This window comes from Veillonella sp. 3913 (assembly GCF_003992235.1).
Taxonomy (GTDB): domain Bacteria; phylum Bacillota; class Negativicutes; order Veillonellales; family Veillonellaceae; genus F0422.
The window spans coordinates 44,243-56,231 of record NZ_RQVF01000002.1 but is presented as its reverse complement, the minus strand read 5'-3'; the positions used below and the strand labels follow the sequence as shown (position 1 = coordinate 56,231).

15 protein-coding genes are annotated in these 11,989 nt (G+C 37.1%); 14 read left to right on the top strand and 1 reads right to left on the bottom strand.

Annotated elements, in window-relative coordinates; translation table 11 throughout:
• The 8 genes from cybH (at window position 1) to EO113_RS03425 (ending at window position 5,670) form a co-directional block, all read left to right on the top strand.
• On the top strand, window positions 1-717 hold the full coding sequence (gene cybH, locus EO113_RS03460; RefSeq protein WP_127135566.1) for a Ni/Fe-hydrogenase, b-type cytochrome subunit: 717 nt from the start codon (window positions 1-3) through the stop codon (window positions 715-717).
• Complete coding sequence (locus EO113_RS03455; protein ID WP_127135565.1) at window positions 698-1,207, top strand: HyaD/HybD family hydrogenase maturation endopeptidase; 510 nt, start codon at window positions 698-700, stop codon at window positions 1,205-1,207. Before cybH ends, EO113_RS03455 begins: the two co-directional genes overlap by 20 nt.
• Window positions 1,208-1,251: 44 nt before the next feature.
• Entirely contained in the window at window positions 1,252-1,629 is a 378-nt protein-coding gene (locus EO113_RS03450) for a hydrogenase expression/formation C-terminal domain-containing protein (RefSeq protein ID WP_062401403.1), read from the top strand.
• A gap of 467 nt (window positions 1,630-2,096) precedes the next feature.
• On the top strand, window positions 2,097-2,939 hold the full coding sequence (locus EO113_RS03445; protein ID WP_127135564.1) for a fumarate hydratase: 843 nt from the start codon (window positions 2,097-2,099) through the stop codon (window positions 2,937-2,939).
• Between the two features lie 14 nt (window positions 2,940-2,953).
• Window positions 2,954-3,514, top strand: a complete 561-nt coding sequence (locus tag EO113_RS03440; protein WP_009353067.1) for a Fe-S-containing hydro-lyase — start codon at window positions 2,954-2,956, stop codon at window positions 3,512-3,514.
• A 160-nt stretch (window positions 3,515-3,674) separates the two neighbouring features.
• Window positions 3,675-4,139, top strand: coding sequence for an NfeD family protein (locus EO113_RS03435; RefSeq protein ID WP_062401404.1), 465 nt, complete (start codon window positions 3,675-3,677; stop codon window positions 4,137-4,139).
• Between the two features lie 8 nt (window positions 4,140-4,147).
• Window positions 4,148-5,155 carry a flotillin-like protein FloA gene (gene floA, locus EO113_RS03430; RefSeq protein ID WP_009353112.1) on the top strand — a complete coding sequence of 336 codons (1,008 nt, stop codon included), beginning with the start codon at window positions 4,148-4,150 and terminating at the stop codon, window positions 5,153-5,155.
• A gap of 20 nt (window positions 5,156-5,175) precedes the next feature.
• Window positions 5,176-5,670: a hypothetical protein gene (locus EO113_RS03425; RefSeq protein WP_126940716.1), complete on the top strand. Its 495-nt coding sequence runs from the start codon at window positions 5,176-5,178 to the stop codon at window positions 5,668-5,670.
• 298 nt (window positions 5,671-5,968) lie between these two features.
• Here the strand turns inward: EO113_RS03425 and EO113_RS03420 are convergent, their stop codons facing one another.
• Window positions 5,969-7,201 (bottom strand): FprA family A-type flavoprotein, encoded by a 1,233-nt coding sequence (locus tag EO113_RS03420; RefSeq protein ID WP_126940715.1) that lies wholly within the window; start codon window positions 7,199-7,201, stop codon window positions 5,969-5,971.
• 246 nt (window positions 7,202-7,447) lie between these two features.
• On the opposite strand from EO113_RS03420, the gene EO113_RS03415 reads away from it, so the two are divergent.
• The 6 genes from EO113_RS03415 to EO113_RS03390 all read left to right on the top strand — a co-directional run bounded on the left by EO113_RS03415 (window position 7,448) and on the right by EO113_RS03390 (window position 11,964).
• A complete protein-coding gene (locus EO113_RS03415) occupies window positions 7,448-8,338 on the top strand; it encodes a LysR family transcriptional regulator (protein ID WP_126940714.1) in 891 nt (296 codons plus the stop codon).
• Between the two features lie 11 nt (window positions 8,339-8,349).
• A complete protein-coding gene (locus EO113_RS03410) occupies window positions 8,350-8,934 on the top strand; it encodes a xanthine phosphoribosyltransferase (RefSeq protein WP_009353068.1) in 585 nt (194 codons plus the stop codon).
• A gap of 41 nt (window positions 8,935-8,975) precedes the next feature.
• Window positions 8,976-9,545, top strand: coding sequence for a hypothetical protein (locus tag EO113_RS03405; RefSeq protein ID WP_164726313.1), 570 nt, complete (start codon window positions 8,976-8,978; stop codon window positions 9,543-9,545).
• Between the two features lie 68 nt (window positions 9,546-9,613).
• Entirely contained in the window at window positions 9,614-10,078 is a 465-nt protein-coding gene (locus tag EO113_RS03400) for a hypothetical protein (protein WP_009353098.1), read from the top strand.
• A 263-nt stretch (window positions 10,079-10,341) separates the two neighbouring features.
• Window positions 10,342-10,701, top strand: a complete 360-nt coding sequence (locus tag EO113_RS03395) for a helix-turn-helix domain-containing protein (protein ID WP_009353094.1) — start codon at window positions 10,342-10,344, stop codon at window positions 10,699-10,701.
• 276 nt (window positions 10,702-10,977) lie between these two features.
• On the top strand, window positions 10,978-11,964 hold the full coding sequence (locus EO113_RS03390; RefSeq protein ID WP_127010166.1) for a D-glycerate dehydrogenase: 987 nt from the start codon (window positions 10,978-10,980) through the stop codon (window positions 11,962-11,964).
• Window positions 11,965-11,989 lie beyond the last annotated feature (25 nt).

Genomic DNA, 11,989 nt, shown 5'->3' with positions numbered 1-11,989 from the left:
ATGTTACCATTAAATAAAAAGCCTTATCGTGTATTTAGTTTATGGCTCCGCATTTTCCATTGGACTATGGTTCTCTGTGTAACGGCTCTATTCTGGACGGGCCTATACATTGGGAATCCAGGTTTCCAAGCTACACCAGGTAGTGTGGAACCGACAATCGCAGTGGGCGGTTGGTTCTCTATGGAGATGATTCGTAAAATTCACTTTATCGCAGCCTTTATCTTAATTGCTGCCCTTATATTCCGTATTTATGGTGGAATTCGATATCGTGGCGATAGATTGTTTCCTAGATTTCATAAAAAGTCGTATTGGATTGGTCTGTGGGACACAATTAAGCACTATCTAATGTTACCACAGCAACGAGAGCATCGTTTCTTGCGTAATTCTATGGCTCGTACTAGTTATTTTGGGGTATATGTGATGTTGTTCCTAGAAATTTGTACAGGTCTTGCTATGTTTGCACAAGTGTATCCTAATACGTGGATTGCACAAATTTTTAATCCAGTGAACTTATTGTTTACGGAATATCAAGTGCATATGATCCATCATTATATTGCTTGGGGATTTTTGTTATTTACAATTATACATGTGTATATGGCATTCCGCGAAGATGTTATGGAAGAATCTGGAGAAGTATCTAGTATGGTTTCAGGTATGAAATTTTACCCTACAGATCCAGAAGATATAGAGGACTTATATGGACGAAATAAAAAGTAATCCCATTGTGCTATTAGGGGTAGGCAATATTTTGCTTACTGATGAGGGATTCGGTGTCCATGTGGTGAACCAATTACGGGAGGATTATGTATTTAATCCTCCTATTACCATTCTAGATGGAGGCACCATGGGCATGGAATTGCTTACGTATATGCGGGGTATGACAAAACTATTGTTAGTGGATGCCATCAATGGTGGTGATGCACCAGGCACAGTATATGAGTTTCCTCATGAGGAAATGAATAGTTATTTTACAGAAGCTATTTCTGTGCATGAAGTGGGGATGCAAGATATTTTACGCATTCGTGCATTACAAGAAGATCCTTTAGAAGATGCCGTTGTCATCGGTGTAGAACCTGAAAGTTTAGAATTAGGCCTTACCTTAAGTAATTCCACACAAGCTGCGGTAGCAGAAGTGAAAGAACGAGTGCTGAGGGTTTTATCTAATTGGTATGTAACAGCTAGTCCTGTGAGTGGAAAAGAAGAATAGACTGCTACATACTATAAACTGTAATAATTTGATAAGGAGATTCTATGCAAAATGAATTTGGCCGTGTAAAAGCGGTGTTTCAAGAATTGAAAAATGCCATGCAGCACTTGCGTCAAACAGGAGAAACCTATACGATTTATGTGGAAAATACAGGTCTCACTATGGAAGAGCAAGTGGAAGTATTGGAAACATTGGGGCGTGGCGATGTAACGATACACCTAAAAGATACAGATCAACCAGTAGAATGGTATGAGTCTACGATTCGTGGTGTATGGATTGGTACCTTCCGTAATGGTCGAGATGAAGCGATACTCTATACGATTGAAGTATGTCGCTACCCAGAGTTAGCAGGCGCTTATGATGAAGATATCATCGGAGGAGAAGCCGATTTACAAGAGTGGATAGAAGCAGCTGACCTATAGTGGGTATGATTGTCTATAATAAATGTTACATATATGGCTGGAAATAACTTATATTTGCTATATCAATAAATCATAGGTAGCACTATTTCCATAAGAAAATATATAAAATAGCATAAATAAAACTCTCTTATTATGATTTAATGAGAGAGTTTTTCAGTTTATAGAGGTATATTTTGTGTGTAAACATAGTAGTTTTTAGTAGGAAATAATGTATTGAGAAGATTAAATATATGTGTATTTTAAATGGTTTATAAAGGGTGGATATTTGTCCATATAAGGAATGAACCATGGGATTTAAGAATACCTTAGAAATAGAGAACTATATGCATTTACCATTAAATGATAATAAATTCTATCATAATAAACAGTTATAGTACCTATTCTTAAAGAATTGAAAAAGATAAGGTAATGGTGATACAATAATACACAAGAGAAAGGTCTCTGTTTTAAGTTGAGGAGGGATTACTTTGCGTAACATTCACGTTGAGAAAGTAACAGAAAAGGTAGCAGAATTATGTATGAATGCAGCATATCATCTTCCAAAAGATATGTATAATGCATTGAAAAAAGGCTATGAGTGTGAGAAATCTCCAGTAGGTAAAGGTGTATTGGATCAAATCATCAAAAATGCGGAAATTGCTGATGCTGAAGATCGTCCAATCTGCCAAGATACTGGTCTTACAATCGTATTCTTAGAAGTTGGTCAAGATGTACACTTCGAAGGTGGAGATCTTGAAGAAGCTGTTCAAGCTGGTGTAGCAAAAGGTTATGTGGACGGATATCTTCGTAAATCCGTAGTAGCTGAACCTTTGTTCAACCGCGTAAACACTAAAAATAACACTCCAGCAGTTATTTACACTAAAATTGTTCCAGGCGACAAAGTTGACATTAATGTAGAGTTAAAAGGCTTTGGCTCTGAAAACAAATCTGGCGTAAAAATGTTGGTTCCTGCTGATGGCGTTGAAGGCGTAAAAAAAGCAGTTCTTGAAATCGTTAAAAAAGCTGGCCCTAATCCATGCCCTCCAATGGTACTAGGTATTGGTATCGGTGGTACTATGGACTACGCAGCATTCCTTTCCAAAAAAGCTCTTCTTCGCTCTGTAGAAGAACGTAATGCACATCCTGAATATGCAAAATTGGAAGAAGAAATCAATGCAATGGTTAACAAAACTGGTATCGGACCTCAATTAGGTGGTTCTACAACAGCAGTTTCCGTTAATATCGAGTGGGCAGCAACACATATCGCTGGTCTTCCTGTAGCAGTAACTATCTGCTGCCACGCTAGCCGTCATGCTCACGGTGAAGTTTAAGAGGGGGAATAACCATGGCAGAACAAATTCGTATTCAAACACCTTTAACAGAAGAACAATCCCGTAAATTAAAAGCTGGTGATATGGTTCTTATTTCTGGTAAAATCTACAGTGCTCGTGACGCTGCTCATAAAGTAATGACTGAAGCATTAGCACGTGGCGAAGAATTACCAATCGATTGGCATGACAAAATCGTTTACTATTTAGGACCAAGCCCAGCTAAACCAGGAGATCCAATCGGTTCCGCTGGTCCTACAACATCTGGTCGTATGGATGCTTACACACCAACAATGCTTGATCAAGGTATCAAAGGCATGATCGGTAAAGGTTCCCGTAAACCAGAAGTTATCGAATCTATGAAGAAAAACGGCGTAACTTACTTTGCAGCCGTTGGTGGTGCAGCAGCTTTAATTGCTAAATCCATTAAAAAATATGATGTTATCGCTTATGCTGACTTAGGTCCAGAAGCTTTGGCAGAATTAACAGTAGAAGATTTCCCTGCAATCGTTGTTATCGATAGCGAAGGAAACGATTTCTACGAAATCGGTCAAGCTCCATACCGCGAAGACGTTTAATCACTAAACAATTAAGAGGCTTTCTTTAGAAGGCCTCTTATTTTATTATATATAGATTAAAGAGGAGAATAGAGATAACAAAATCTAGCTTTTTCATCTTTTATATAAAGAGATTGTGATATAATACAGATAAAGAGATAGTAAAGAGAAAGGAGACGCTATGATAGGACTTTTAGTAAGTGGTATTATTTTGCTCCTCATCGAAATGATGATACCAGGATTTGGTATATTTGGTCTAACAGGCTTGTTGCTATTCCTATGGGGTATCTATGATTGGATGGGAGGAGGACCTATGGCAATAGTTACTGTCACCTCGCTTTCAGTAGTGGGCGTACTATTGTTGTGGTGGATTATCTCTGTATTTCCTAAGACAGCTTTAGGAGAACGATTGACATTGCACCTAACATCTACTAAGGAAAAAGGATATGCTACACATCCAGACCCAAATTGTTGGTTGGGCAAGATTGGATATACAAAAACGGTGTTGCGACCAGCAGGGACCATCGTTGTGGAAGGAACATTCCTCGATGTAGTCACTGATGGTGAATTTTATGAACCAGGCACAGAAGTGGAAATTATTTCTGTTACTGGTGGTCGTATCGTAGTGAGAACTACAAATAGATAGGAGGACATATGGAAACAATTATTGGAACGGTAGGATTTATCATTTTTCCGATTATTCTAATTATCGGCATTTCTTTATTTTTACATTTCGTCCCATTAGGGCTATGGGTATCTGCTCTAGCAGCAGGCGTGAACGTCAGCATTATGACTTTGATTGGTATGCGTCTTCGTCGTGTATCTCCATCTCAAATCGTACTTCCTTTGGTGAAAGCCAATAAAGCTGGCTTAGATGTGACGGTAGATCAATTAGAGGCCCATTATTTAGCGGGTGGTGATGTAGACCGTGTGGTTGATGCATTGATTGCAGCAGAACGTGCTACTATGGAGTTAACATTTGAACGATCTGCAGCCATTGATTTAGCAGGTCGTGACGTATTAGAAGCAGTACAAATGTCGGTCAATCCAAAAGTGATTGAAACGCCGATTATTTCTGCAGTAGCTAAAAATGGTATTGAACTAAAAGTTCGTGCTCGTGTGACAGTGCGTGCTAATATTGATCGTTTAGTTGGTGGCGCTGGAGAAGCAACGATTATTGCCCGTGTTGGGGAAGGTATTGTTACTACTGTAGGTTCTTCTGAAGAGCATACAGACGTGTTGGAAAATCCAGACCATATTTCTCGTACTGTATTGAATAAAGGCTTAGATGCAGGGACAGCTTTTGAAATCTTATCCATTGATATTGCCGACGTAGATGTAGGACGTAATATTGGCGCCCAATTGATGACAGATCAAGCGGAAGCGGACAAAAAAATTGCCCAAGCTCAAGCAGAAAAACGTCGAGCTATGGCGGTGGCACAAGAACAAGAAATGCGTGCCCATACCCAAGAAATGCAAGCAAAGGTAGTAGAAGCTCAAGCGGAAGTACCAAAAGCATTATCTCAAGCGTTACGTGAGGGTAATTTGGGTGTTATGGATTACTATTCGATGAACAATATTATGGCGGACACTAAAATGCGTGAAAGCATTTCTGAAGGTGATTATGCGTCTACCATCGATGGTAAAGGTACACATGAATAAGGTAGAGGAGGTATCCGATTATGGAAATAGGGATACTCATTCTGATTATTTTAGGGTCCTTTATATTTAAAAAAGGAACATCTAACGAGGAATCGTCACAAAAACCAGTTCCGACTAAGGATATGACTTGGGAGGAAATGGAAGAGTATTATGGTATTACACTTTCACGGGACCCGAAGGAATCTGTGAATATGGATCCTGATGTAATGGTGGGAAACACCTCCGAAGGGACTGTGAATACAAGCAATCCAGTGAATGTAGATAGATATGAGAAGCCAGTAGACTCACCGAGATATGACGCAGAGGAAATGCGTGCTACAGTCCATGAACGAATAGAGGATAAACGAAGGAAATCTGCAAACATATCTGTTAACGAGGTAAGGAAAGACAGACCTATTTATTCTGGTACGTCTAAGAAGGAAGCCTTACGATTGGCAGCTAGACATGGAATGGTGTGGTCAATGATTTTAGAAGCACCAAAAGGGGCGCGTATGTTAGGTCGTTATCGTCGATAGTATGTTAGTAGAATCGATAGGTAATACCCAGATATAATGATGTGATTGTACTTATACATCCTCTGTGTAGATTTATTTGCTATCAGATATAGTAATGCATATATTACCTGTAAAAATGAGCTATCAAGTTGGGAATGTCCCTTCATGATAGCTCATTTTGTATATGTTACAAGGAATTTACAGTTACACTCTATACTAAATATTGGGTTATACTAAAACTAGATTCATCAATAGTATTATTAATTGTTTAGATGTATACATAAAAAGCGACTCTACACAGTAGAGTCGCTTGTATTGATTATAAAGTTTTAATATCTGTTTCTGCTAAGGAAGCAACGATGGAATCTGCTAATTCTTCAAACAATGGTAATTGTTCATTGTGTAATGCGCCTTTAATATCTAGTGGAGTACCAACAATTTCCATGTTTTTAAATTCATTTGTAAAGTAATCAACCATGCGTTTCATCGCGCCGGATGCCCAGGAATGGTTACCTACGATAGAAACTTTATGGTTATGGAAGTTTAATGCATGTAACTCATGTAATAAGTTTTCCATAGTCAAGTATAAGCCTAAGTTGTAAGTTGGTGCCATACATACTAAGTGGCTATATTTCCATGCATCAGAAATGATGTAAGATGGATTAGTTTTAGATACATCATAAATACGGATATCTGTTACACCGCGTAAAGATAGCAACTTCGCTAATTGCTGAGCCATTTCAGCAGTGTTACCATACATGGAACCGAAAGCAATGACAACGCCTTTTTTCTCTGCATTGTAAGTGCTCCAATGCATGTATTTACTGATGATATAAGAAATGCTATCAGGAGTTCTCCAAATTGGTCCATGAAGAGGTGCAATGATATTTACATTCAAGGAAGATGCTTTTTTCAATGCATTTTGTACTTGTGCACCATATTTGCCTACGATATTTGTGTAATAACGACGAGCTTCATCTTCGTATACACGATCAAAATCTAATTGATCAGCGAAGATATTGCCGTTGATGGTGCCAAATGTACCAAACGCATCAGCAGAGAATAAAGTGCCTGTTGTTGATTCGTAAGTACAGGTTACTTCTGGCCAGTGAACCATTGGCATGGTGTAGCTGTGAAGCTTATGATGACCAAGATCGATGGTGTCGCCTTCTTTTACTTCGTAGTAGTTGTCAGGAGCTGGACGACCATAGAACTGCTCAAAGAATCGGAAGGTAGTTTTATTGCCGACCATTTTCACATTTGGGTAACGGTCTAGCAATTCTACTAATGTAGCACAATGATCAGGTTCCATGTGATTTACGATTAAATAATCTAACTCACGACCATTTAACAAATGTTCTACATTGTCAAAGAATTCTTGACGAATGCTATCATCTACAGAGTCAACAATACAAGTTTTTTCGTCGTCAATAAAATAGGAATTGTAGCTTACCCCATTTGGAATTGGAAACAAGTTTTCAAAACGTTCTGTACTCCAATCGTTGCTACCAATCCAATAAATATGATCAGTCAATTTTTGTGCGCAATGCATAGTTAAATTCCTTTCATACATACGGGGGGATTGTTATGCCCCAGATTTTCTTATCAAATATATATTACTAGTTTATAAGCTAGAACGCAACCATTTTATATAGTTTTATTACAAATAGATAGATAAAATTCTATTTGTATTTTTGCAGTTTGACAATAGTAATGAATATAGGTAAACTTATAAGTATATATAATAGTAAAGTAATAGTGGAAGTGAATTACTTTCATAGAAAATTTGAGGTTATTTATGTCTGTGTCTGCAGAATTACTGCGTGCCTTTGTGGGAGTAGGATTGCACTTATCTTTTTCCAAGGCAGCGAAAGCGAATGGTGTCTCACAATCGGCCATTAGCCAGAGTATTAAGCAATTAGAAAAAGATTTAGGAATTCCTCTATTTGAAAGGACAACAAAATCAGTAGCTTTTACAAAAGCAGGTCGTGAACTCTTTGAAACAGCTGTAGAAGCATTTTCCATTTTAGACAATGGGATTGTAAAACTACAAGAACGTGTATCTAGGGATTATAAGAGTTTACACTTAGCAGCTACAGATACATTGAGTAAGTATTTTTTGTTACCTACTTTCAAAAGTTGGCAAGAAAAACAGCTAGATATTAGTTTACGTGTTACGAATCGACCATCCCGTGAATGCGTAGGAATGCTTGAATCGGGAGAGGCTCAAATCGCTGTGGTTCATGCCTATGATGGACTCTATGATAATAATCTTTTAGAAATCCTAGATTTAGAGCCTATGCAAGATATATTTGTAGGAGGCACTATATACAAAGATGAGTCGAAGGTTTGGTCCATTGATGAAATTATGGCAGAGCCATTATTATTGCTTACGATGGGGGCGAGCAGTCGTACTTTTTTTGATACGGTTACCTATAATCGATGTACGAGCCCAGCTTTTGAGCTAGGTAGCTTGGATGTACTTATGGATTTGGTTGAAATTAACTTAGGGATTTCTTTAGTGCCAGAATTAGTGGCTAGAGAAAAAATAAAAAAAGGTTCTTTAATCGAATTAAAAACAAACTTACATATTCCAGAGCGTCGTATTGTATTAGTACGATCAAGAATGGATGCATTAACAGAAGGTGTTTCACAATTTATTAATATATTGAAAGACAGAAAACAATAAGGAGGATCATCGTGGAATTATTAAAACAGCGTATTGATGCAGAAGGTATTGTATTAAACAATCGAGTGTTAAAAGTAGATGGATTTTTAAATCATCAAATTGATCCTAAATTGTTTGTTCAAATCGGTAAAGAAATTGCGAAACAATTTGAAGGACGAGGTATTGAACGTATTGTTACGATTGAAGCCTCTGGTATTGCAATCGCATTACAAGTTGCCATTGAATTAGATGTTCCTTTAGTATTTGCGCGCAAGAAAAAATCCATTTTGATGACAGATGATGTATATCACTCTGTGGTATATTCTTATACCAAAGAAGAGAACTATGATGTAACAATCTCCAAAAAATTCTTACCTGCAGGAGAGAAAGTATTAATTATTGATGATTTTTTAGCTAGCGGTGAAGCGGCTATGGGATTAGCTAAGCTTGTAGAAAGCGCAGGAGATACGGTAGAAGGAATTGCTATTGTCATTGAAAAATCATTCCAACCAGGTCGTGAGCGTTTAGAAAAAGCAGGGTATGAAGTACATTCATTAGTGCGAATTGCACGCTTTGAAAATGATCGTTGTATTTATAAAGAAGATGAATCTTGTTAATCCATTGAAATCATATCTCATTGTGTGTTATCATTATGGTAATGAGTTTTAATTTTAAACGTATTTGGAATGGAGTTAAGACAGTGAACAAAAAAGCAGAATTATTTCAACAGTTTATTGAACAAAATGAATTAACAAATCTTTTTACTCTTCGTGAGATTGAAGATGATCAATATAATACAGCGATATTCGATGCGAGTATTGAGTATAATGATATTGTGTTCCCATTGTTTGTAGTATTGGATGATACGCCATTTGGTTTTGTGCGTTTAGAAATTGCAGGTGGTCGTTTCACTCCAGAACAGCGAAAAGCTACAGTGGAAGTGCTAAATCAATTGAATAGTGAATTTAAATGTTTCAAACACTATCTAATGGAAGAAGATGGCTACGAAGCAATTCTTTTAGATGTAAGCTTAATGAGTGGAGATAATTTTGAGCCAGAGTTAGTAGCATATACTATTTTTGAGGTCTTGTATCCACATACACAAAAAGACTTAACTCGTATTATTGCAGCAGTAGAAAGTGTTAAAGTAGAAAATACTGCAGTAGAAGAAACGGCTACTAAAAAAGAAAGTAAACCGCGGAAAACTACAAAATCTAAAAAGGATTAAGACTGATAGAATAAAATTATATGGGCATTGTGACAAGCAATGCCCTTTTTTTTAACGAGGTGATACCTATGAATGAAAAGGCGAGATTATTTGAAAAATTTCTCATTGATGAACAATTGACATGCTTTGAAAAGCGTGAAGTTGGCGATGAAGATCATACGGTTGTATTTAGATCCTATGTACAAACAGAATTAGGAGATATTCCAGTATTTTTATTGTTGGATGATACAATTTATGCTACAATTCGATTATTGATGGGGGCAGGTGTTGTTACTAAGGAAAATCGTCAAGATATTCTGACTTTTATCAATCGTGAGAACAGTACATATAAAAGCTTCAAATATTATATTGAAGAAGATGATGATAGTGTATATTTAGATTGTATTAATCAAAGCGCAAATTCTAATTTTGATCCACGATTGTTATATGTATTGATGACACAGATTGTTGAATACATTCCTGGAAAAATTCAAACTATAGGTGAGGTATTCCGAGTTGAACAATTACCGCCACCAGAACATGCACATGAATAATATAAATAATTTATGAGTGAAAACGATTAAAATAGAATGAAATCTATCAATTTTGATTAAAATATAATCAAAAATACGCATGCGCAGTTGGGATAAACAATTCAATTCGTGTAATACAATTCAAAAATGCTGAAAAACATAGAGAGATACACAATTCGTGAGATGTGGGATAGTGGTTTTCTATAGCATATCTATTGTATCTCATGCTATAATAGAGATAGGTTATTTATACTATAGATTCACGTAGTATAAGGGGTGATACAATGGCATTAGGTGAAAATTTAAGACATGCCCGTAAACGGATTGGGCGGAGTCAATTAGATGTGGCTCGGGATATTGGTATTAGTAATGCTGCCCTGTCAAATTACGAAACAGGATATCGAGAGCCTGATTTGGAAACCTTAAAGCGATTGGCTAATTATTATGATGTAACAATTGATGAATTAGCAGGCAATGCAAGCATGGCTAGAGAAATTCTTTACGATTTGAGTAGCATTGTAAAAAATGGGCGCATCGCACATAATGGTGTAGAATATGTATTAAGTGATTCACAACGATTAAAATTGAGACGCCAAATTGCACATGCATTTGAAATGTTCAATGAAGGAAAATCCAATTGGTAGGATAAACATGTTATTCTAGGAACGTTTGTGGAATAGCATATCATCGTATAGAAAGCGTAGAAGCTCTCGGGTACGTTTGAGAGTGCAAGTTACCGTATCTACAAATAAAAAGCACAGTTCTATGAAAATAGGACTGTCTTTTTTATTGTCCAAAGGAGATATGATATAATTTACAAAAGAGGTATTTATAACGATGACTAGCAATAGTCAAGAGTGGATAATATAACATAATACTTATAGGGTAGATACATAGGATACATGAAAGTGAGGTAACAAATGAATAAACCAATAGTAGTAGTACCGGGTCTAGTGCGTAAAGATGTAGTCGCTTATTTAAGTGAACATGTGACAGTGCGTCAGTGGACAGAAAAAGAAAAAATGCCAAAAGAGCTGCTAAAAGAATGGCTTCGTGATGCAGATGGATTATGGAGTATTAATCATTTTGCTGTGGATGAAGAACTAGTTAAAGATGCGCCAAATTTAAAGGTAATTGCACAGGCTTCTGTGGGCTATGATAATATCGATATCGATGCGTTAACAGCACGTCATATACCTTATGGCAATACACCTGATGTATTAACAGAAACCACAGCTGAGTTAGCATTTACATTGATGGCAGCTGCCAGTCGTAGAATTTATGAAAATGCTCAGTTCGTTAAGGAGGGTAAATGGGTTGAACGCCCTTCAAATATTAAAGGTAAAGATTTAAGCCGTATGACATTAGGCATTATAGGTATGGGTAAAATTGGTGTGTCTGTATCTCGTAGAGCTCGTGCTTTTGGGATGACTGTACAGTATCATAACCGTAATCGTCGCAATGACGATAGTTTACTCATGACAACATATGTATCACTGGGCAAGTTGCTCACTACTAGTGATATTATTTTAGTAATGGCTCCATTGACAGAGGAAACACATCATTTAATTGATGCAGAAGCTTTTGAAATGATGAAGGAGACGGCTTTATTTGTTAATGTGGGACGTGGAAAGATTGTGGATACAGACGCATTAGTGCACGCGTTAGAAACGGGTCAAATCGATTACGCGGCTTTAGATGTGGTAGATCCAGAACCAATTGGGGCAGACCATCCATTACTTAAAACTGGTAAATGCCTAGTGGTACCTCATATTGGGTCTTTCACTGATCGCACTCGTAAAGAGATGGCTATGCTGACAGCTAATAATCTGATTGCTGGTGTACATGGTAAACCATTGTTGACCTGTGTCAATGAAAGCGTTAATTACCAATCCATCGAGAAATAAATGGTAGAGAGAGCTGATATGAAAA